General features: G+C 67.3%; 17 protein-coding genes. 8 read left to right on the top strand and 9 right to left on the bottom strand.

The window, feature by feature from the left end; all coding sequences use genetic code 11:
• Window positions 1-812: 812 nt before the first annotated feature.
• The 5 genes from CXY82_RS03795 to CXY82_RS03775 all read right to left on the bottom strand — a co-directional run bounded on the left by CXY82_RS03795 (window position 813) and on the right by CXY82_RS03775 (window position 6,224).
• Window positions 813-1,055: a hypothetical protein gene (locus CXY82_RS03795; RefSeq protein ID WP_104169748.1), complete on the bottom strand. Its 243-nt coding sequence runs from the start codon at window positions 1,053-1,055 to the stop codon at window positions 813-815.
• A gap of 253 nt (window positions 1,056-1,308) precedes the next feature.
• Window positions 1,309-2,040, bottom strand: coding sequence for a YqjF family protein (locus CXY82_RS03790; protein ID WP_104169747.1), 732 nt, complete (start codon window positions 2,038-2,040; stop codon window positions 1,309-1,311).
• A gap of 152 nt (window positions 2,041-2,192) precedes the next feature.
• Window positions 2,193-3,638: a flotillin family protein gene (locus tag CXY82_RS03785; RefSeq protein ID WP_158250210.1), complete on the bottom strand. Its 1,446-nt coding sequence runs from the start codon at window positions 3,636-3,638 to the stop codon at window positions 2,193-2,195.
• Between the two features lie 132 nt (window positions 3,639-3,770).
• Entirely contained in the window at window positions 3,771-5,645 is a 1,875-nt protein-coding gene (locus CXY82_RS03780) for a LuxR C-terminal-related transcriptional regulator (RefSeq protein WP_104169746.1), read from the bottom strand.
• A gap of 21 nt (window positions 5,646-5,666) precedes the next feature.
• Window positions 5,667-6,224, bottom strand: a complete 558-nt coding sequence (locus tag CXY82_RS03775; protein ID WP_104169745.1) for a hypothetical protein — start codon at window positions 6,222-6,224, stop codon at window positions 5,667-5,669.
• A 662-nt stretch (window positions 6,225-6,886) separates the two neighbouring features.
• Here CXY82_RS03775 and CXY82_RS18495 point away from each other — a divergent pair.
• A complete protein-coding gene (locus tag CXY82_RS18495) occupies window positions 6,887-7,120 on the top strand; it encodes an SHOCT domain-containing protein (RefSeq protein WP_370443676.1) in 234 nt (77 codons plus the stop codon).
• A gap of 108 nt (window positions 7,121-7,228) precedes the next feature.
• Here CXY82_RS18495 and CXY82_RS03765 read toward each other — a convergent pair whose 3' ends face one another.
• Entirely contained in the window at window positions 7,229-8,500 is a 1,272-nt protein-coding gene (locus tag CXY82_RS03765) for an ammonium transporter (protein ID WP_104169744.1), read from the bottom strand.
• Between the two features lie 212 nt (window positions 8,501-8,712).
• Window positions 8,713-9,762 (bottom strand): cell division protein ZapE, encoded by a 1,050-nt coding sequence (gene zapE, locus CXY82_RS03760; protein WP_104169743.1) that lies wholly within the window; start codon window positions 9,760-9,762, stop codon window positions 8,713-8,715.
• A 181-nt stretch (window positions 9,763-9,943) separates the two neighbouring features.
• Between zapE and CXY82_RS03755 the strand changes: the two genes are divergently transcribed.
• The 3 genes from CXY82_RS03755 to CXY82_RS03745 are packed head-to-tail and all read left to right on the top strand — an operon-like array spanning window position 9,944 to window position 12,129.
• Complete coding sequence (locus tag CXY82_RS03755) at window positions 9,944-10,846, top strand: sulfurtransferase (RefSeq protein WP_104169742.1); 903 nt, start codon at window positions 9,944-9,946, stop codon at window positions 10,844-10,846.
• Between the two features lie 60 nt (window positions 10,847-10,906).
• A complete protein-coding gene (locus CXY82_RS03750; RefSeq protein ID WP_104169741.1) occupies window positions 10,907-11,344 on the top strand; it encodes a SufE family protein in 438 nt (145 codons plus the stop codon).
• The gene (locus tag CXY82_RS03745; protein ID WP_233199190.1) at window positions 11,341-12,129 is read left to right on the top strand and encodes a dihydrofolate reductase family protein; all 789 of its coding nucleotides are present in this window, start codon (window positions 11,341-11,343) and stop codon (window positions 12,127-12,129) included. The genes CXY82_RS03750 and CXY82_RS03745 overlap by 4 nt, the downstream gene beginning before the upstream one ends.
• Here CXY82_RS03745 and CXY82_RS03740 read toward each other — a convergent pair.
• Window positions 12,050-13,234, bottom strand: coding sequence for a S9 family peptidase (locus CXY82_RS03740; protein ID WP_158252052.1), 1,185 nt, complete (start codon window positions 13,232-13,234; stop codon window positions 12,050-12,052). The genes CXY82_RS03745 and CXY82_RS03740 overlap by 80 nt on opposite strands.
• A 111-nt stretch (window positions 13,235-13,345) precedes the next feature.
• Here CXY82_RS03740 and CXY82_RS03735 point away from each other — a divergent pair, with 111 nt between their 5' ends.
• The 4 genes from CXY82_RS03735 to CXY82_RS03720 all read left to right on the top strand — a co-directional run bounded on the left by CXY82_RS03735 (window position 13,346) and on the right by CXY82_RS03720 (window position 18,574).
• Window positions 13,346-13,936 carry a DUF3000 domain-containing protein gene (locus CXY82_RS03735; RefSeq protein WP_104169739.1) on the top strand — a complete coding sequence of 197 codons (591 nt, stop codon included), beginning with the start codon at window positions 13,346-13,348 and terminating at the stop codon, window positions 13,934-13,936.
• Window positions 13,929-15,125: a ribonuclease D gene (locus tag CXY82_RS03730; protein WP_104169738.1), complete on the top strand. Its 1,197-nt coding sequence runs from the start codon at window positions 13,929-13,931 to the stop codon at window positions 15,123-15,125. Before CXY82_RS03735 ends, CXY82_RS03730 begins: the two co-directional genes overlap by 8 nt.
• Before the next feature lie 75 nt (window positions 15,126-15,200).
• A complete protein-coding gene (locus CXY82_RS03725; RefSeq protein WP_104169737.1) occupies window positions 15,201-16,406 on the top strand; it encodes a thiolase family protein in 1,206 nt (401 codons plus the stop codon).
• Window positions 16,403-18,574, top strand: a complete 2,172-nt coding sequence (locus tag CXY82_RS03720; protein WP_104169736.1) for a 3-hydroxyacyl-CoA dehydrogenase NAD-binding domain-containing protein — start codon at window positions 16,403-16,405, stop codon at window positions 18,572-18,574. Before CXY82_RS03725 ends, CXY82_RS03720 begins: the two co-directional genes overlap by 4 nt.
• Window positions 18,575-19,065: 491 nt before the next feature.
• Here CXY82_RS03720 and dxs read toward each other — a convergent pair whose 3' ends face one another.
• Window positions 19,066-21,018, bottom strand: a complete 1,953-nt coding sequence (dxs, locus tag CXY82_RS03715; RefSeq protein WP_104169735.1) for a 1-deoxy-D-xylulose-5-phosphate synthase — start codon at window positions 21,016-21,018, stop codon at window positions 19,066-19,068.
• Window positions 21,019-21,052: the final 34 nt, after the last annotated feature.

Genomic DNA, 21,052 nt, shown 5'->3' with positions numbered 1-21,052 from the left:
AGCGGCGTGCGGCCGTTAAGGCGCTCCGAAACACCCACGGATAGAGCAGGGGAGCCAAAATCTCCGTCGAATTCGTTCGGGAGAGCCTGCCGCTTTCACGCTGCCGACGACAACGCTCGTGAAGTCCGCGTTGTGTCAGACCGCGTTGAGTCCGCGTAACGCGGCTTGACAATTGCGGTCGACTCCATGCGCGAGCATGCGCACGAGCCGTCGATCGTGGGGCTGCACCCGGGAGAGTGCGGCCCAGGCGACATCCTCGGCGCAGGTGGTCGGGCCGGGGGCTTCCCCGATCGGACCGGCCCCCTCCAATCAGGGCCGCGCTGATGACCAGCAGCACTACGCGCATGATCGTGGCATGGTGGCGCAGCAGGAGGTCCACGGTTCGGTCGAAGCCGAGCGGATGACCCTGGCCTTATCGCTCACGAGCCTGCGCCCCGTCGGCGACGTCCACTCACGTAAGCCGCCGCCGAGGTGCAACACCCGCCAACCGTCTCGCTCGTCAGCGCATGACAGCCCGCACACAGACGTGCCAGATTGCCGTGCGCGGTCAGCCCATCGAACTACCAATCCAGGGAATGGTCGATATCGCAGTTTGCGGCCGACCGGTTGCAGCCTGGAAACCGGCACGTTTTGTCCCACACCCGCAGGAACCGTTTCGGGTCTTCCGGCACCGTTTACCGGTCGCGGCCGACCAAGAGCACCGCCCCCGTCTCCGGACGCACCAGAATCCGGGTGAAGCTCGGCACCCGACCGCGATCCGCCGAGCCGTCTCCGCGGCGATCGGACCGCAGCCCTCCAGGAACCCCGGCTCCTCACTCAACCCCATCAGCGTCAGCACCAAAACGGTCACGTTCACCGCATTCCGGATCCCGGATCCCTTTACCCACCCCGGACGGTGTCACCGCGTCGAGGATGATGCCGGCGAACACATCCGCCTTCAACTGGGACAGCGTGCGTTCCTCCTCCCGGCCCAGAAGGCTCAACGCCGCGAGCATCACCCGCTCGAAAGCGCCCGCCACCTTCTCCGCACTGTCGTAGAGCGTCCGCGACGCCATGCCGCCGGGCCCGGTACTTCAACTTCGACGCCGTCAACCTGCCTGCCGAACGCAGAACCTCCACCTCAAACGCCGACCTCACGTCGCCGGCACCGACCACGCCTGATCGATCACCACCCTCGCATGCTGACAACTGATCTCACCCGACTCCAACGCGGCGCGGGCCAGCCCGAAGCGACGCCCCGCCTCGACCGGTTCCGCCCGCCGGGCGAACGCCCCGTGCTACCTTGCCTCGATAGGGTCGGCCCGCGACTCAGCCGGCGGCGCCGAACCAGGTGGTGACCCCGGGCGAATACAGCACGGAATCCGGCTCGCGTCCGGCCAGCCCGGGGAATCCCGCCACGGCGAGCAGGGTGTCGTCAAGGCTCACCAGTTCGGCCTCGAAGAGCTCCCACGGCTCATGGTGGTTGCGCAGGTGCACCGCGCGGCCACGCGTACGGGTGAATAGAGCCCAGCGGGCGGTCAGGAAATCGGCGAGCGGGTCGCCGACGACCGGGCGGGCAGTCGGCCGCATCACGATCTCGGTGTGCGCCCCGGCGGCCAGGTGGCGGCGCGCGGTGTAGCGGTACTCCCCCGCCCCGACCTCAAGCTTGGTGCGGGACCACATGTACGGGATCGAGAACAATGCCCGGGCCGCCAGCACAGCCGCCAGCCGGGAGGCCTCCAGCGAGACGAAGACCACGCCGCGGTGCCCGTTCGCATCCACCGCGTACAGGCGCACGTTCACCTCAACGAAGGTGCCGAAGTAGGGAATGGGCGGACTGCCGAAGACGGTGGCCCGGTCCAGCACGAACGGGATCAGCCCAACCCAGCTAGCGCCGTCGAATTCGTCGGGCACGAGACCGTCCGGCAGCAGCGGAGCCACGAGAGCGGCGTCCACGCGCCAGTGCACGAACATCAGATTCGACCAGCGCTGGCTCGAGGACGCTCGCCCGGCCAGCAGGGGCGCAACGGCCGAGACCGGGTCCATCGCGGCATCCGTCATCTGGAAATCTCCCCTTGTTCCCGAGCCCATGCGGACCGGACTGCGGCATTCTGTGAACATCAACGGTACTCGCACCGGGACCAGGTCGACGCCTTCGAAATGCGAGCGATCCAGGCGCGAAGGCCTGAATCAGCGCCCGACCTGACTGCGCGCTATGCCTCGACGGCCGGCGCGGCCAGAGCGCTGTCGACGTCGGCCTGCTGGGCGGTCGTGAGTGAGGCCTGTGGCTTGGCGGTTTTGGTCGCGGCCGCTCCGACAGCGGCTCCACCGACGAGGTTGCCGAGCAGTTCCCGGATGCCGATACCCATGGTCGACTTGAGCACGCCGTCGACCTCGGTGATACCGGAAGCGACATTCTTGGTCAGTTGGCTGGCGCCATCCGTGGAGATGACCGTCAGGTTGTCGATGTTCGACATCGGAGCGGCCAGCTCGCGGGCGATCTCGGGCAGCATTTCCACCATGCGAAGCTGGATCAGCGCTTCACTCTGCTCGGCGACGGCCTCGGCGGACAGCCGGGTGGCGGTCGCCTCAGCGGTACCGCGGGCGAGGATGGCGTCGGCTTCGGCCTGCCCCTCCGCGCGGAGGGCCTCGGCGTTGGCGATGCGGCTGTCGCGGTCGGCGTTCGCGCCGGCCACGGCGGCCTCCGCCGCCGCGATGGCGGTCACCCGGATGCGGTACGCCTCGGCGTCGGCGATCGCGTTGACCTCGGACTCAAGCTCGGCCTTGCGGAGAGATGCGCGCCGCTGGGCGGTGAGCTCCTGCTCCTGCACGATGGCCTGCTGGGCCTTGGCCTCGGCCAGCGGCTTGGCCGCGGCGGCTTCGGCGGCGGCCTTGTCGGTGTCCAGCTGCAGCGCCGCTTTCCGAAGTGCGAGCGTGTTCTGGGCCTCGGCGATGGCCTGCTCGGCCAGAATGGCGGCCTCCTGTGCCTCCCGGTTGGCCGCGTGCTCGGCAACCTCGGCCTGGCGCCGCACCTTGGCCTGCTCGGCGCGTCCGAGGTCCCGGATGTAGTCGTTCTCGTCAGTGATGCCCTTAATCTCGAACGAGTCCACGTCGACGCCCTGGTTGGCCAGGGACTCCCGGGCGGTCGCCAGCACCGAGGAGCCGAGCTCGTCGCGCTTCTGGATGATGGTCATCACGTTCGTGCCACCGATCGACGACCGCAGAGATCCCGACAGTACTTCCTGTGCGAAGCCGTCGATGTTCTTGTCCTGGCCGAGAAACCTCTGCGCGGCGGCACGAATGGCGGCCGGGTCGTCGCCGACCTTCACAATGGCGACTGCTTCCACAGTGAGGGTGACGCCGTTCTGGTCCTGGGCGACGGCCGTGATCTCGATCGCCCGGCTGCGCAGGCTGATCTTGAACGCCTTCTGGAAGAACGGGGTGATGAACACACCCTGGCCGTGCACGACGCGTTGCCCGGATTCCTCCAGCGTGGCGCCGTCGACTATGGTCTTCTTCGATTTCTTGCCGGTGATGATCAGGGCTTCGTCCGGCCCGGCGTTCTTGTAGACGCTCTTGGCATAGAACAGGCCGATCAGGAAGACGACGATACCCAGCATGATGAGACCGGGGATGGGGCTGAGCAGGAATTCAAACATGGGGTCCTTCCGTTCCGCCGGCACGAAGATCATGCACGTGGCCTGGCACTTCGCGCGGCGCGCGCGGGCACGAGACCCTCGAAGCCTAGTGGTCCGGGTCAGGCGGAACCATTCCCATTCGGGGGGTGCAGGTCAGAGCAGGCCGCGCTCCTGAGCAATAGTCACGGCCCGGGCGCGGTCGGTGTCCTCAAGCTTCTGATAGATGTTGCCCAGATAAGTTTTGACGGTGTTCGGGCTCACATTGTGCTTGCGGGCGATGTCCGCCACGGATTGATGGAAGGGCAGCTCGCGCAGCAGCACCCGCTCCCGCTCGGTGAGCGGTGCGACCGGGGCAGGGGCCGGGGCTGGAGCTGGGCGATTCTCCCCCGGCGCCTGAGCGGACCGAGTCAGAATCCGGCTTGCAAAACCGTCGAGGTCCCCCAACCGCCCGACCCTGGTGCCGAGAAGCGACACCCCGAGCCCGCCAACGGCCAGAAAGGCTCTCTCGACCCGCAGCTGCTCAGCCAGGCGCGGCGCCCGAGCCAGACGGGCATCCGCTTCGGCAGATCGTTCACCCTCCTCGGCGATGCCGGCGAGCACGATCCAGGCGCTCACGAGCGTGGACCCGCGCCAACACCGGGCGGCCGGCGTTGCGGCGGCTTCCAGCCGCCCACCGGCGCCGTGGCGGCCCGGGGCCGGCGGGTACGCGAGGGAGCGGAGCAGCACGGCCTCCAACGAGTCCGCACCCAGCACGTTCTTCACCAGGAGCGTGACACGTCGGGCCTCGGCCCGCCCGTCCAGCGCACCGGTCAGCTCGAACCAGGGAATGCAGCACAGGCTCAGCACACGCGGGTGGGCGTCCGCATTCTCCCGCATCAAGCCGTTCAGACTCTCGAGCACCGATCGCCGCCTCGGGTCCGCCGCCGGTGCCGACAGGGACAGGAAGGTCTGGGCGGGCACGATCAGTCCGGAATCGCACACCAGAGGGTCGGCCGTGACAAGCCGTTCCAGCACGCCCTGCTCGATCGGCTCGCAGCGTTCGTACCGGCGGATCTGGAGCGAGACCGAGGCGCGGGCCGCTGCGCGGTCGAACGCCGCCCCCGCCACGGATGCCGAGGCACCCGTGGCCGGGCGCGCTGCGGCATCCGTCGCCCGAGCGAGTTGATCGTCGATGAGGCCGGCGCGGGCCCAGTCGCCCCGGCGGGAGGCCGACACGGCGGCGAGGTCGCCGGCAAGCAGGAACAGCCATTGGTTACCGGCATTCCGCGCGGTCACAGCCACCATTCGCAGTCCCGCTTCGGCTCGCTCCGCCTCGCCCAGACCGGCGCGGCACCAGGTCTCCGCGGTGGCGGCCAGCAGGTCGACACCGAGGTCTCCCCGCCGCCCCGGTGCGGTGCGGACGGCGCCCAGCCTGGCCAGACGGTCGCGGATTTCGTCAGGCGTCGCTGCGAAGAAGGCGGCAAGCGCGTCGATCACGACGGTCAAGATCTCCGCACTGCCGCCGGACGCAAGCCCCACCGCCTCGAGCTCCGCCAGCAGGTGGTCGGCCTGCCCCCGGTCGGGAAAGTAAGGCGCGTCCAGGAGCAGCCTCAGGGACGCCGCCACGGATGCACCTGGGTTCCCGGCGCGCGCGGCCGACTCTGCCAGGGCACGGAGGACGAGGTCTGGCGTTCCCCTGAGCACGAGATCGAGACCGAAAGCATCGAGCATCTCGGCGGCGAGGACGGGCAGCTCGGCAGCAAGCGCCTGCTCGAGAGCGTTTTGACCGTCGGCGCGGCGCGCGAACCACCGGGCCGCGGTCTCGTGAGCCGCCGCCGCCGCCACGAAGTCACGTCGCCGCGCCTCGCCCTGCAGATAGGCCAGCAGGATCGGGTGGATGCGATACGCCCTGGTGTCGTCGCCGCTCTCCCTGGTGATAAGTGCGCTGGGCCCGGCCAGCCGGTCCAGCACAGCCCCGGCATCCGCTCGCTTCGTCACCTCGACGGCCAGGTCGACCGAGAGGGCAGGCCTGACGGCGGCGCGCAGCATCGTGTTCTCGTCACCATCAGCTCAGCCGTCGATGATCTCCGACCGGAGGAAACCGGCCACCGCCGGATCGTCACCGTCGAAATCCACTACCAGCCGTGCGGAATCGTTCCTCCCGTGCAGGAACGGCACGATCAGCATCAGACCGGTCACCCATCCCGCGGTGCGCTGCAGCAGGATCGTCGTCTCCTCGTCCGTCAGGAGGAGACGATGCCCGGCGGCGAGCGCCAGCAGCTCGCTCCGATCGAACGCCAGGTCCGCCGGCGGCACGTCGACCATGGAGCCGTCGCCGCGCAGTCGCGTCGGCCCTGCGCACGGCCGGGTGCGCCCGGCGACCACGAGACGGATGTCCTCGGGCGCCGACGCGACCGGCTCGCCCACCAGCCCCGGCCGATCCGCTTCGACACGGTCCAACCCACCGATGAACACGTACCGGGTGTCCCCGTCGCCTGACACCCCCGAGCGCCGCCCGACCTGCCGCCAGACATCAGCGGGACGGAACCGGCCCGGCTGCGCGCGTACCCAGGTGACCGACTCCCCGTTCCGGTGAAGACGGCCAGCCCAGGAGGCCAGCAGGGTCATCTTCCCGGAGCCTGCCGCAGCCCAAACGCAGACGCAGCGCACTTCGCCGGCGATGAGCCGATGAAATGCACCATCAAGCCGCGGCCGTTCCACCTCAGCGGTCGACGGAGCCGGGATCGGCGTGCCGACCCCCGGTGACGGTGCAGCCGGTGACGACGCCGCAGGTGTCACGGCTCCCGGTGTCAGGGCTGCGCCCGGAAGCACCATCTGAGCCGGTACCCGATGCGAGGTCATAGAGACACGTCCTCCATTCGCGGTCCCGAGTGGTCGTTCAGCCTCGTCACCGTAGCTCTCGGCCTGCCCCACGGTAGGGTGCCCGGTGCACGCCGCACCGCCTGCAGCGGGTTCGAACGTTTGGAATTCACTCGTTTCGGGTGAAGGTGGTCCGGCCGCCTGGACGTAGAACAGTGGCACCCGTCACATTGTGTCGTGGTCGACGCTCAACGCAGGAAAACGGCAGTGCCCGAAGATGAGGAGAAAGTGCCATGGACTTCTGGGAAAACCTGTGGGGGACGATCTGGTTCTTCTTCTGGACCTTCGCGATAGTTTCGTAATTCTTTGCTCTCTTTGGCGTCATCGTCGACCTGTTTCGGGACCGGCAGCTCGGCGGCTGGGCGAAGGCGGCGTGGTTCCTCGTCCTGTTCTTCGTTCCCTTCCTCACCGTGCTGATCTGCGTGATCGCCCGCGGCAAGGGCATGGCGGAACGCAGTTCCACGGAGTCGAGGGAGTACCAGGGGCAGACCGATCAGTACATCCGCAGTGTCGCCGGAACCAGTGCCGGGCCCACGGAGGAGATCGGCCGGGCGAAGGCCCTGCACGATGCGGGCGCGATCACCCCGGCCGAGTTCGACGCCCTGAAGTCCCAGGCGCTGTCGAGGTCGTCCTACACCGAATAGGACAGCCACCGAATAGGACAGCACGCACAGGGCGGTGGCCTCATCCGTTGAACCGGATGCGCCCACCGCCCTGTGCGTGACCTGATCGAGTGGGGTGCTGCTTCATGGTTAGACGGCGTCGAGCGCGTAGCCCTCTTCACCGTGCACGATGGTGTCCACTCCGGCCACCTCGTCTTCATTGTTGATTCGGAAGCCGATCGTCTTCTGAATGATCACGCCGATGCCGTAGGCCATCACGAAGGAGAAGATCGCGATGCCGAAGGCTGCGACAAACTGCACCCAGAGCTGGTTGAGGCTGCCGGTGTCGAGCAGGCCGATTCCCGACCCGAAGATACCGATGTAGAGCGTTCCGATCATGCCACCGATGAGGTGGATGCCCACCACGTCGAGCGAGTCGTCGAAGCCCCACTTGAACTTCAGGTCGATGGCAACCGCGCACACCGCTCCGACGAGGACTCCGAGGACGATCGCCCAGAACGGGGTGACGATGTTACAGGCAGGGGTGACGGCGACGAGCCCGGCGACGGCACCCGAGGCGGCACCGATCGAGGTGGGCTTGCCGTCCTTGATCTTCTCGACGATCAGCCAGCCGAGAATACCGGCGGCGGGAGCGACGAGCGTGTTGATCCAGGCGAGGGCGGCGACACCGTCGACGGCGGCTTCGGAGCCGGCATTGAAACCGAACCAGCCGAACCACAGGAGCGAGGCACCGAGGAGGGTGAGCGGAACGTTGTGGGGCTTGGAGATGCCCTTCTTGAAACCCACCCGCTTGCCGAGCACCAAGGCGAGAGCCAGACCGGCTGCACCGGCGTTGATGTGCACGGCGGTGCCACCGGCGAAGTCGTTGACCCCGAGAGCGGCGGGAGCCCAGCCGTCGGCGAGGTTGAAGACCCAGTAGGCGACCGGGAAATACACCAGGGTCGACCACACGGCGGCGAAGATCAACCAGGCGCCGAACTTGGCACGGTCGGCGATCGCACCAGAGATCAGTGCGACGGTGATGATGGCGAAGGTGGCCTGGAAGCCGGCGAACGCCAGCCCGTTCAGGTCGGGAGAGAGGGATCCGTCTTCCCCGGCGCCGAGCAGCCCACTCAGGCCGAGCAGCCCGGACGGGTTGCCGAGGAAACCGGGGATCAGCGGCGGGCCGAAGACGAGCCCGTAGCCGTAGAGCACCCACAGCACACCGACAACGCCCATCGCGCCGAAGCTCATCATCATCATGCTGATGACGCTCTTCGCCTTCACCATTCCGCCGTAGAAGAAGGCAACACCGGGAGTCATCAGAAGCACGAGGGCGGCCGCGACGAGGAGCCACAGGGAATTGAGATTCAGGGCTATTTCATCAGTTGTGGCGTCCAACAGGACTGACAGTTCAACCATGGATATGGTTACCTCTCGCTACTAACAGTGATTGCCGTCGACGTGCACAGGGTGAGCGGTTGATCGTGTCTCGGCGGGTACAGAGTCAGTTTGGAGTTGTCAGGTTTCGGTGAGTGCGCGCGGATGTTTCGCCCGCGTTACGCGCCGAGCGACGGTGTTAACATCGCGTTTCCGGCAGGCAGAGCGGTGGTCCGGCCCCGATCAGTCGTGGATCAGTCGTGCGGTGGAAGCTCACCTGTGGTCAGCGCCACGAGACGGGACTGGGACCGCTGGTACTTCTTTCGGTAACCGCCGGAGAGCATCTCCTCGTCGAAGACCTCGTTCAGGGGCTGCCCGTTTGCGATGATCGGAATCTCCGCGTCGTAGACCCGGTCGATGAAGGCGACCAGCCTGAGGGCATCCGTCTGGTCGGTCAGCAGGTACACATCGGTCAGGGCGATGACGTCGATGCCGTGGATCAACTTGATGTACTTCGACGGATGCACCGTGCTGAGATGTCGGATCAGGTCGCCGAAGTCGTCCCGGGTCACCGTGGAGCCGCGTTCGACCAGGGCGGGCACCAGCTGGTCCACTTCGTCCCGGGGCACGGCGATGGCGTGGCCCTCGATGTCGCGCCTGCGGTAGTCGAGGCCGTCGATACGCACGATCTCGAAGTTCGCAGACATCGCCTGAATCTCGCGAAGGAAGTCGATCGCGGCGAAACGCCCCTCGCCCAGCGAATTCGGCGGCGTGTTCGACGTGGCGGCGACGCGGGTACCCGAGGCCACGAGCTCGCCCAGAAGCCGGGTCATCAGCATAGTGTCGCCCGGGTCGTCGAGTTCGAACTCGTCGATGCAGATCAGGCGGGCGCCGGAGAGCTGCCTGACGGTGGCTGCGTAGCCGAGTGCTCCCACCAGTGCGGTGTACTCGATGAAGGTGCCGAAGTATTTCGGTCCCGGGGCGGCATGCCAGAGCGCGGCCAGCAGGTGGGTCTTGCCGACGCCGAAACCACCGTCCAGGTAGATGCCCGGCAGCTCCGGCTTGGGCTTGCGGGTGCGGGAGAAGAAGCCGCTGGGCCGCTGGGCCAGCCAGGCTCCGGCAAAGGTGCCCAGCCGTTCCACGGCCTCGAGCTGCGAGGGGAAGTTCAGGTCAGGTCGGTACGACGCGAAGGAGGCGTGCTCGAACTGGGGCGGCGGAACCAACTCGGCCACGATCTCCGGCCCGGTGATGCTCGGAGAGCGATCGGCCAAACGTTGCACCTGGCTGAGAGCTTGTGGAGCCATGCTGTAGTACCCGGTTTCTGTGTCGGACTGATAGTCCCGGTCGGAGCATCATCGTTGAAGAACGACCGCGGATGCGATCAGGACCCATACCGCGTAGATTCGAAAACGCGGACCGGTAACCAGCCTAAACCGCGCCCATTTGATTCCAGTGTCCATCGGACGCCACCAGGAGGTTCCCCCCATGTCTGTTGATCTCGATCCGGCACCGAAGTTCATGGCCTACGCCCACCCCGAACGTCTGGTCAGCACCGAGTGGCTGCAGGCGCATCTCGAAACCCCCGGTCTTGTTGTCGTCGAATCGGATGAAGACGTTCTGCTCTACGAAACCGGCCACATCCCGGGAGCCGTGAAAATCGACTGGCACACCGACCTCAATGATCCGGTCGAGCGCGACTTCGTCGACGGTGCCGCCTTCGCCGCAATGCTCGGTGCCAAGGGCATCTCCCGCGACACCACCGTGGTCATCTACGGCGACAAGAACAACTGGTGGGCGGCCTACGCCCTGTGGGTGTTCACCCTATTCGGCCACGAAGACGTCCGCCTGCTCGACGGCGGCCGTGACAAGTGGGTGGCCGAGGAACGAGGCCTCACTCGGGACAAGCCCGTTATCACCCCGACCGTGTACCCGGTCGCCCCGCGCAACGATTCCGCCATCCGCGCATTCCGCGAGGATGTCTTCGCGCACTTCGGGAACCCGCTGATCGACGTGCGCTCCCCCGAGGAGTACACCGGCGAACGCACCCACATGCCGGCCTACCCGGAGGAGGGCGCCCTGCGCGGCGGCCACATCCCGTCGGCAGCGTCGGTGCCGTGGGCGCGCGCCGCTGCACCGGACGCCACCTTCCGCACCCGCACCGAGCTGGACGCCATCTACCGTGACGAGGCCGGCCTCTCCGACGGCGACAACGTCATCGCCTACTGCCGGATCGGCGAGCGGTCCAGCCACACCTGGTTCGTCCTGACCCACCTTCTCGGCTTCGAAGGCGTGCGCAACTACGACGGGTCCTGGACCGAATGGGGTAACGCCGTGCACGTGCCGATCGCGATGGGCACGGAGCCGGGCGCCGCACCTCAGCCCCGCTGAGCCGGCCGGCCCACTCGGATTCCGGGGCCTCACGGCCCGCGCATGGCAGAATGAGTGTCGATGACCGCCACCGAACTTCCCGCCAAACTGGCCGAGATCCGCGATGACTTCCTCGAACTCGAGGAGTCCGACCGGCTGCTGCTGCTGCTTGAGTTCGCCGACGAGCTGCCGGCGCTCCCGCCGCGCTACGCGGAGCACCCGGACCTGCTCGAGCGGGTCGTTGAATGCCAGTCCCCCGTCTTCATGTTCGTCGAGGTGGACGACGAGTCCGCGGTGCACCTCTACGCGACCGCTCCCCGAGAGTCGCCGACGACCCGGGGCTTCGCCTCGATCCTGGCCCAGGGTCTGGATGGGCTCAGCGCCCAGGAGGTGCTCGATGTGCCGGATGACTATCCGAACACGATCGGATTGACGAAAGCGGTGTCTCCCCTGCGCATCCGCGGCATGTCAGCCATGCTCGCCCGCACCAAGCGCCGCCTGCGCGAGGGCGCTGCGTGACCCTGACCCGGGTGTTTCCGGAGCCGGACGCGGGCGGCGATACGGTCGACCTGCCGCGGAGCGTCGACGGGCTCGACCCGGACAGCCGGGATTGGCTGTTGCGGCGCTACGCCCCGGCGCCGGGCGCGTACCTGCGGGTCAACATGATCGCCAGCCTGAACGGCGGCGTGGCCGGGACCGATGGCACCTCGGATTCCCTCTCGAGCCGCCTCGATCGCCGCATCCTAGGTGTGATCAGGGAACTTGCCGACGTCGTCCTGGTCGGCGCCGGCAGTGTCCGTGCGGAGGGGTACGTCGTGCCGGCCCGGGCGGCCCTCGCGGTCGTCACCTCCAGCGGAAACCTGGCCGGTCATCGGCTCGAGCACTTTACGCACCGGGACTCCGCACACCCGGAATCCGCGCATCGGCAGCCGGCGTTCATCCTCTGTCCGCGCATCGCAGTCGGCCGGGTGGAGGCCGCCACGGTCGGGGCCCGCACGACCGTCGTGCCGCTCGACGATGAGAACGGTGTCCTCACTCCGTCCACGATTCTCGCGGCCCTCTGCGCCCTCGGCCTCCCGCGCATCGTCTGCGAGGGAGGTCCGGTGCTGGCCGGGCGATTCTTCGCGGCCGACCTGGTCGACGAATTCTGCCTGTCCACGAGCCCCCAGGTAGTGCTCGGCGGCCGGGGGTTGCTCGAATCGGCCACGGCCGGATCCACCGGATTCAGGTTGCGGCAACTTCTTCTGGACGACCAGGGAGCGACTTACGCTCGGTGGGAGCGATCTCGACCAGCCAGTTCGTGATGGCCTGATTCCAACCCTCGCGGTCGTAGTTCCACAGCTTCGTGTGCCGCGCCACCGCGAACGGCAGAAAGGTCACGATGTCGGGTCGGCGCCCGGCCAGGGCGCGGGAGCCGGTCGCGGGCACGAATCCGTCGTCGTCGCTGTGCATCAGGAGCACCGGTAGGTCGAGCTCGGCGGCGCGCGTGACGAAATCGAGGCGTCCGAAGTCGATCGGTTGGGTCTGACCGGTGACGATCTTGCCCCAACGCCGTCCCAGGACCTCCAGAGCACCGCTGGCGATGACCGCGGGCAGGCCGAGCAGGCCGCCGTGGAAGCGCGCGACATCCGCCCAGTCGATCACGGGCGAGTCGAGCACGATGCCGACGATCCGGTCGCGCAGCGTTGATCGCGTCGCGCTCTGCAGCACGATCGCGCCGCCCATGGACCACCCCATCAACACGATCTCGGTCGCACCGCGGTGCACCGCGAACGCGATCGCCGCATCGACATCCTGCCACTCCGCGTCTCCGAGGGAATACCGGCCGTCGCCGCTCCGCGGTGCCTCCCCGTCGTTGCGGTACGACACAAGCAGGGACGTGAAGCCCGCATCCCGGAAGACCGGCGCCGCTCGCAGCGTCTCCTGCCGCTGCACCCCGCGCCCGTGCACCTGGATCACCCAGCGGCCGTCCGGCTCCTCGGCCGGGATCAGCCAGGCCGGGGCGTCACCGGCGTCGGTAGAAACGAGCACGTCCTCGAAGGCGAAGCCGAGGTCCCAGGGCCCGAGGTACGAGTAGCCGCCGAGCCGGCCGCGCTCGGCCCGGGCCAGATCCCCGTGATCGACGCGCAGGATGCGCCGCGTCACCTTCGTGGGCGTGAGACGGAGGATCTCGCCCAGGTGGGCGTGTCCTGTATCACCCGAGAACCAGAAGCTGTAATCGCCCTGCAGTACGGAATCCGCCGTGGACTGCAGCGTAATCGTTTCCGCCGCGAGGTCGACGGAGTGGATCCGCACGTCGTCGGAGCGCGTGGTCGAGGGCGTCACAATCCGACGTGCCATCACGGCCGCCAAAACACCGCCCGCGACCCCCAGCAACACCGTTGCCCCGGCGACTGCGATCCCGCTCACCGCCAGAAAACGCCTCGGGTACCGCCCTGAGCCCGCCCGCTCACGCATGACTACCTCCCCTGTCCGGCGTGCCTGTCCGACTCCGCTCGAAAAAAACTCTAGTCTGCACACGTGCCCGAAACACAAGAAACGCTCCCGCCGGAGTTCGCCGCCGCCCGCGCATCCTTCGCACGTGCCCGCATCCGTACGGAGCTTGTGGTCAATGAGATTTCCGCACCCGGAAACCTCGCTCCGCACTCCATCGCCTTCTCGGCCGACGTGACCCCGGTACGTCACGGGAGCGACTCCGATCTCGGGACCGGACGCTTCATCCTGCTTTATGACCCGGCCGAGCCCGAGGAGTGGGGCGGCGCCTTCCGCGTCGTCTGCTTCGCCCAGGCTCCCCTGGAAACCGACATCGGCCTCGACCCGTTCGTCGCGGGGGTCACCTGGTCGTGGCTGGTCGATGCTCTCGACGCCCACGGGGCACGGTATACGGCGGCCTCGGGGACCGCTACTAAGATTATCTCGTCCGGCTTTGGCGAACTTGCCAAGCAGGGCGATGGCGCGCAGATCGAACTGCGAGCCTCGTGGACGCCGCTGGACCACAATCTCGCCGCCCACGTCGAAGGATGGGGCGAGCTGCTCTGCATGCTCGCAGGTCTTCCACCCACTGGCGAAGGAGTCAGCATGTTGTCCACACGCCGAACCGGTCGTGCTTGATCACCAGGTGATCGATACGCGGGACGCCTACCTCGCGGCGACCGCAGTCCTCAGCGCGGGCACGGGCCCGATCGGCATCGACGCTGAACGAGCCTCCGGCTTCACCTACTCCCAGCGCGCCTACCTGATCCAGATCTATCGGCGCGACGCTGGCACATTCCTGTTTGACCCGCCCGCGATCGGCGACTTCCACGAGCTCAACCAGGCTCTGCGCGATGACGAGTGGATTTTCCACGCCGCGAGCCAGGACCTGGCCTGCCTGCGCGAGGTTGGACTTGACCCCCGGCACATCTTCGACACTGAACTGGCCGCTCGCCTGCTCGGAATCCCCCGGGTCGGCCTCGGCACGGTGGTGGAAGAGCTGCTCGGCATCCATCTTGCCAAGGAACACTCCGCCGCCAACTGGTCGACCCGCCCACTGCCGGAGGCCTGGCTGGTCTACGGCGCGCTCGACGTGGAACTGCTTCCCGACCTGCGTGACCGTATGGTCGACATGCTCGCCACCGATTCCAAGACCGACATCGCCGCGCAGGAATTCGCCGCCGTGCTGGCGCGTGAGGCGAAGCCCGTCGGCCCCGAACCCTGGCGCCGCCTTTCCGGCGTGCACTCCATCCGGGGACAGCGCGGTCTGGCCGTGGCCCGGGAATTGTGGCTGGCTCGCGACGCTCTGGCGCAGGAGCTGGATGTGTCCCCCGGCCGGCTCGTGCCCGACGCGTCGCTGACGGCGGCAGCACGGGCAATGCCGGCGAACCGGCAGGCCCTGGCTGATCTGAGGGAGTTCAGCGGCCGTGCGAGCCGCAGCGAACTCGACCGCTGGTGGCGTGCCATCCAGAAGGGCCTGGCGTCAACCGACCTGCCGTCGCTTCGGGGAAACGGCGACCTGCTCCCGCCCCCGCGCGCCTGGTCCGACCGCAATCCCGAGGCTGACCTGCGCTACAAGGCCGCTCGCGCAGCCCTCACCGAGGTCTCCGAGGAGCTCGCCATCCCACTGGAGAACCTCGTCACCCCGGACTATGTCCGCCGGGTGGCGTGGACGCCGCCCGAGAACGTCGACCCCGCATCCGTCGGTGAGGCGCTCGCGCACCTGGGTGCGCGCACCTGGCAAATTGAAGTGACCGCACAACGGATCGCCGATGCCTTTGTGGATGTCCACCAATCGATCGAGCTCTCTTCGGAAGCGGATTCGTAGGATCCGTCCAAGGATTCGACCCTCCACGGGAGCCCCTTTAGGATCGACCGACACCTGATCGATGATGGAGGCAAAGTGGCCGATAGAACAGAAGTCGTGTTTGTGGACGGGGTTCGTACCCCGTTCGGACGCGCCGGTGAAAAGGGCATGTACTGGAACACCCGGGCGGATGATCTCGTGGTCAAGGCCATGATCGGACTGCTGGAACGCAACCCGTCGGTCCCTGGGGAACGCATCGACGAGGTGGCGATTGCCGCCACCACCCAGACCGGCGACCAGGGTCTCACGCTCGGTCGCACGGCGGCACTGCTTTCCGGGTTGCCGAAGTCGGTACCCGGATTCGCCATTGACCGGATGTGCGCCGGCGCCATGACCGCCGTGACCACTCTCGGAGCCGGGATCGGATTTGGCGCCTACGACCTGGCCATCGCCGGCGGCGTCGAGCACATGGGACGCCACCCGATGGGTTCGGGCGTCGACCCGAATCCGCGTTTCCTGTCCGAGCGCCTGGTCAGCGAGGACGCCCTCAATATGGGTGCCACGGCCGAGCGCATCCACGACCGGTTCCCGGCGTACACCAAGGAGCGGTCCGACCGGTTCGCCCTGCGCAGCCAACAGAAGGTCGCCGCGGCCTATGCCGCCGAGAAGATACAGCCCGACCTGGTGTCGGTTGCGATCCGCAGCGATTCCGGCTGGGGTCTGGCGACCCGCGACGAGGCTCCCCGCCCCGAAACCACGATGGAGGGCCTCGCGACTCTCAAGACCCCCTTCCGTCCCCACGGACGGGTCACTGCCGGCAACGCGTCCGGGCTCAACGACGGTGCCAGCGCCTGCCTCCTCGCCAGCGGCAAGGCCGCCAAGGACCTCGGTCTCACCGTCAAAATGAAGATGGTCAGCTTCGCCTTCGCCGGCGTTGAGCCGGAGGTCATGGGACTCGGCCCGGTCCCCTCTACCGAGAAGGCCCTGCGCAAGGCCGGCCTCAGCATCACGGACATCGGCCTGTTCGAACTCAATGAGGCTTTCGCCGTGCAGGTCATCTCGTTCCTCGACCACTTCGGCATCGACGACGAGGACCCGCGGGTGAACGAGTACGGCGGCGCGATCGCCATCGGACATCCGCTCGCTTCCTCCGGCGTGCGCCTGATGAACCAGCTCGCCCGTCAGTTCAGCGAGCACCCGGAGGTGCGCTACGGCCTCACCGCCATGTGCATCGGCCTCGGCCAGGGCGGCACCGTGATTTGGGAGAACCCGAACTTCAACCGGAAGGCAAGCAAGCGATGAGCAACTACTCCCAACTCGATTTCACCCCGCTGGTCGAGCTGTCGGCCGACGAGGTCGTCACCCACTGCTACGTACACGATGTGCCTCTGTCCGGTGGAAGGACCCTGGCGCTGGTCACGCTCGACAATGGCCGGGACCACACCCGCCCGAACACGCTCGGCCCGAACACCCTGCTCGAGTTCGCCATGGCGATGGACCTTCTCCGGGAACGCGCCGCCCTCGGCGACATCCACGGCGTCGCCGTCACCGGCAAACCATTCATCCTCGCCGCCGGCGCCGACCTGAGCAAGGTCAGCGAGATCCCATCGCTCGCGACGGGCAAGCTGCTGGCCCAGTTGGGCCACTATGCGCTGGGCAAGCAGGCCGAACTGGGTGTGCCCTCCTTCGTGTTCATCAACGGGCTCGCACTGGGGGGCGGGCTGGAGATCGCCCTCAACGCCGATTACCGCACCGTCGACGCGACCGTGCCCGCGATCGCGCTGCCCGAGGTCTCCCTTGGGCTGATCCCGGGCTGGGGCGGCTCCTACCTGCTGCCCAACCTGATCGGCATCGAGAACGCGCTCAAGGTGATCATCGAGAATCCGCTCAAGCACCGCACGCTCAAAGCGGCGGATGCTCTCGAGCTGGGCATCGCCGACGTGCAGTTCGCCTCGGCCAGGTTCCTTGAACAGTCCATCGAGTGGGCCGATGGCGTGATCGCCGGAAAGACAAAGGTCGCCCGGCCCAATACGCCCGGCAAGGTCGAACGGCTCGTGAAATGGGATGTGGCCGTGGGCGTGGCCCGCAAGATGCTGGAAAACCGCATCGGAACCGTCGCCCGGTCGCCGTACATCGCCCTCGACCTGCTCAAAGCAGCCAAGAGCGGATCTCGCCAGGAAGGGTTCGAGCGGGAAGACGACTCCTTGGCCGAACTCATCGCCGGAGACCAGCTGCAGGCCAGTATTTACGCTTTCAACCTGGTGCAGAAGCGAGCCAAGCGGCCGGCCGGTGCGCCGGACAAAGCCCTTGCCCGCCCGATAAAGAAGGTAGGCGTCATCGGCGCCGGCCTGATGGCCAGCCAGTTCGCCCTTCTCTTCGTGCGTCGCCTGCGCGTGCCCGTAGTCATCACTGACCTCGACCAGGCCCGCGTCGACAAGGGCGTCGCGTACATCCACGGCGAGATCCTCACCCTGGAGACCAAGAACCGTATCTCCCCCGACGAGGCCAACCGGCTCCGCGCTCTGGTCACGGGAACGACAGACAAGGCACAGTTCGCCGACGCCGACTGGGTGATCGAGGCCGTCTTCGAGGAACTCGGAGTGAAGCAGGATGTCTTCGCCGAAATCGAGAAGCACATCTCTCCCGACGCCATCCTCGCCACCAACACCTCGTCCCTCTCGGTCGAACAGATCGGTGCGAAGCTGGCCCACCCCGAGCGCCTGGTCGGTTTCCACTTCTTCAACCCGGTGGCGATCATGCCGCTGATCGAGGTCGTGAACACCCCGCGGACCAACGACGCCACTCTCTCCACGGCGATGGTCGTGGCAGCCAAATTGCGAAAGAACGCGGTCATCACCCGGGACACCCCCGGGTTCGTCGTGAACCGCCTCCTGGCGAAGCTCCTGGGTGAGGCCATGCACGCCGTCGACACCGGAACCCCGTTCGAGGTCGTCGATGGGTCACTGGCTCCGTTCGGGATGCCGATGACCCCGTTCGAGCTGCTCGAGCTGGTCGGCCTCAAGGTCGGCGCACACGTTCTGGACACCCACCATGCCGCATTCCCGGACCGGTTCTTCGAGAGCGCGAACCTGCATAAGCTGGCCGAGCACGGAACCATTCTGGAGCGCGACGCCAAGGGCAGGATCAAGGGCTTCGACAAGGGCGCCGTCAAGATCGTCGCGGGCGGGCAGACCCCGATGACAGCCGAGCAGATCCTACGCCGGATCGAGGACGGCCTCGCCGATGAAATCAAGCGGATGCTGGACGACGGCGTCGTGCACGCCGCGGAGGACATCGACCTGTGCATGATCCTCGGGGCCAACTGGCCGTTCCAGATGGGCGGGATCACACCCTACCTCGACCGCGTCGGCGCGAGCGAACGGGTCTTCCAGGGCACGTTCCACACCCCACCGATCCGCGGCGTCGCTGCCGCGGCCCTGCCTGCCACCCGCACGACCGTAGGCGACTGACCGCAGGCGACTGACTGCATCCACTCCGCCGACCCGTAACCTCGGCTCCTTTTTCTTCACGGAAGGGGAGCCGAGGTCGTGGCTCGGCGCGGTGGTCGGCGGTATTTTTGTGCGGCCGGCGGGGCCGGAAGGGTGAGGCCCGCCAAGTGTGGGCGTTGGGGGTCGCACGGGCCGGGGTTTCCGAACCGGGCGTTTCCCTTGCCGACGTAGACGATCAGGGGACCTCGATGTGGGGTGGACGTGCAATCCACGCCCCATCCGAGTCCGCGCCCGGCCCGGCCCGGCCAGCAACTCTGCCCTGAACGAATTCGACGGAGATTTTGGATTTTGGCGGATTTGGCCCACAAACCCCCGAGAAAGCGGTTTCCCCAGGATCTCCGTCGAATTGGCTCGACGCCGGGCACGGCACCCCGCCTGTGATGAACAGCGACCACGGGGTGATCTCAGCCCCAGCCTTCCGGAAACGACACAACCATTCGATGGGGAATCACCTAGTCGTGCTGAAGGTTTGCCGGGATGCTGGCGGTGTCGGCGCGGTCCGCCGGCAGGGGCCGCGCATGCGGGATCTTGCTGCCGAGCACCATTGCGACGACATCGCGGGCGATGCGCTGCGGGGTCAGCCCAACACGGTCGAGGATCTCGGCGCGGGTGCCGTGGTCGAGGAATTCGTCGGGCAGCCCCAGTTCGGTGACCGCCGTGTCCACGCCGGCTTCACGCAGATCTTGACGGACACGGGTGCCGACGCCGCCGACCCGGACGCCGTCCTCGATGGTCACGACGATGCGGTACTCCGCGGCCAGGGCCACGATGCTCCGCGGTACCGGGACGACCCAGCGCGGGTCGACGACGGTGGCTCCGATGCCCTGGGCTGCGAGCCGGTCCGCCACATCGAGACCGATCGTGGCCATCGGCCCGACGGTGACGATCAGCACGTCTTTCTGGGCTGATTCCAAGAGCACGTCTACGCCGTCGCCCAGGCGGCGCACGGCGTCGATTGGTGCGCTCACGCTGCCCTTGGGGAAACGCAGCACAGTGGGCGCGTCGTCGACGGCCACGGCCTCTTCGAGCTCCTCTGCCAGGCGCACCGAGTCCCGAGGTGCCGCGAGGCGGATCCCGGGGACGACCTGAAGGATCGCCAGGTCCCAGATGCCGTGATGGCTGGGACCGTCGGGCCCGGTCACCCCGGCCCGGTCGAGCACGAATGTGACGCCGGCCTTGTGCAGGGCGACATCCATCAGGACCTGGTCGAACGCCCGGTTGATGAAGGTGGCATAGAGCGCGACGACCGGGTGCAGGCCGCCGAAGGCGAGGCCGGCGGCACTGGTGACCGCGTGCTGCTCGGCGATGCCCACGTCGTGCACCCGGGCGGGGAATCTCTCGGCCATCTTGTGCAGGCCGGTGGGACGGAGCATGGCCGCGGTGATGCCAACGATCTTCGGATCGAGTGTGGCAAGGCGCAGCAGCTCGTCGGCGAACACCGACGTCCAGGAGGGTGCGCCGGCGGATTCGGTGGACTCCCCTGTTTCCGGGTCGATCTGGCCGACCGCATGGAACTGGTCGGCGGTGTCCTGAACGGCCGGGTCGTATCCCTTACCCTTCTGGGTGATCGCGTGCACGATCACCGGCGCGCCGTAGCCCTTGGCCTGATGGAGCGCCTCGACCATCGCCGCCATGTCGTGGCCGTCGATCGGACCGATGTACTTGATGTCGAGGTTGGAGTAGAGCGCCTCGTTGTTGGAGAACCGGGCGAGGAAGCCGTGCATGCCGCCGCGCACGCCGCGGAAGAACGCCCGGGCGGGCGCGCCCATCCGTTCGAAGGCCTGACGGCTGGTCAGATAGGCACTGTGGTACGCCTGTCGGGTGCGCACGGTGTTCAGGAAGCGGGCCATGCCGCCGATGGTGGGCGCGTAGGAGCGGCCGTTGTCATTCACGATGATGATCAGGCGACGGGTGTTGTCGTCGCTGATGTTGTTGAGGGCTTCCCAGGTCATGCCCCCGGTCAGGGAGCCGTCGCCGACGACCGCGATCACATGGCGGTCGCTCTGCCCGGTCATCTCGAAGGCTCGGGAGATACCGTCAGCCCAGGACAACGAGCTGGAGGCGTGGGAACTCTCCACGATGTCGTGCTCGGACTCGCGCCGCTGCGGGTAGCCGGCCAGGCCACCGGCCTGGCGGAGGAGGCTGAAGTCCTGGCGCCCGGTGAGCAGCTTGTGCACGTAGGCCTGGTGTCCGGTATCGAAGACAATGGCGTCACGCGGGGATTCGAAGACCCGGTGCAAAGCGATGGTCAGCTCGACCACGCCGAGGTTCGGACCAAGGTGCCCGCCGGTCTTGGAGACTTCCCGAACGAGGAACGCCCGCACCTCGGCCGCGAGCTGGACGAGCTGTTCCATCGAGAGGCGATCCAGATCTCTCGGCCCGAAGATCGTGTCCAGTAGCGCCATCGATAACACCTTTCACGTTGCGCTATCCGCCACC

The sequence above is a fragment of the Cryobacterium sp. M23 genome (assembly GCF_002929655.1).
Taxonomy (GTDB): Bacteria; Actinomycetota; Actinomycetes; order Actinomycetales; family Microbacteriaceae; genus Cryobacterium; species Cryobacterium sandaracinum.
This window is presented reverse-complemented; position numbering and strand designations above follow the sequence as displayed.

What these genes read in the sequence shown, in the direction of transcription:
- CXY82_RS03765 (WP_104169744.1), bottom strand. Translation starts at nt 8,500, where the DNA reads ATGGTTGAACTGTCAGTCCTGTTGGACGCCACAACTGATGAAATAGCC.
- CXY82_RS03750 (WP_104169741.1), top strand. Translation starts at nt 10,907, where the DNA reads ATGACCGCCACCGAACTTCCCGCCAAACTGGCCGAGATCCGCGATGAC.
- CXY82_RS03720 (WP_104169736.1), top strand. Translation starts at nt 16,403, where the DNA reads ATGAGCAACTACTCCCAACTCGATTTCACCCCGCTGGTCGAGCTGTCG.
- CXY82_RS03775 (WP_104169745.1), bottom strand. Translation starts at nt 6,224, where the DNA reads ATGACCCTGCTGGCCTCCTGGGCTGGCCGTCTTCACCGGAACGGGGAG.
- CXY82_RS03795 (WP_104169748.1), bottom strand. Translation starts at nt 1,055, where the DNA reads ATGGCGTCGCGGACGCTCTACGACAGTGCGGAGAAGGTGGCGGGCGCT.
- CXY82_RS03755 (WP_104169742.1), top strand. Translation starts at nt 9,944, where the DNA reads ATGTCTGTTGATCTCGATCCGGCACCGAAGTTCATGGCCTACGCCCAC.
- CXY82_RS03790 (WP_104169747.1), bottom strand. Translation starts at nt 2,040, where the DNA reads ATGACGGATGCCGCGATGGACCCGGTCTCGGCCGTTGCGCCCCTGCTG.
- dxs (WP_104169735.1), bottom strand. Translation starts at nt 21,018, where the DNA reads ATGGCGCTACTGGACACGATCTTCGGGCCGAGAGATCTGGATCGCCTC.
- CXY82_RS03785 (WP_158250210.1), bottom strand. Translation starts at nt 3,638, where the DNA reads ATGTTTGAATTCCTGCTCAGCCCCATCCCCGGTCTCATCATGCTGGGT.
- CXY82_RS03780 (WP_104169746.1), bottom strand. Translation starts at nt 5,645, where the DNA reads ATGCTGCGCGCCGCCGTCAGGCCTGCCCTCTCGGTCGACCTGGCCGTC.
- zapE (WP_104169743.1), bottom strand. Translation starts at nt 9,762, where the DNA reads ATGGCTCCACAAGCTCTCAGCCAGGTGCAACGTTTGGCCGATCGCTCT.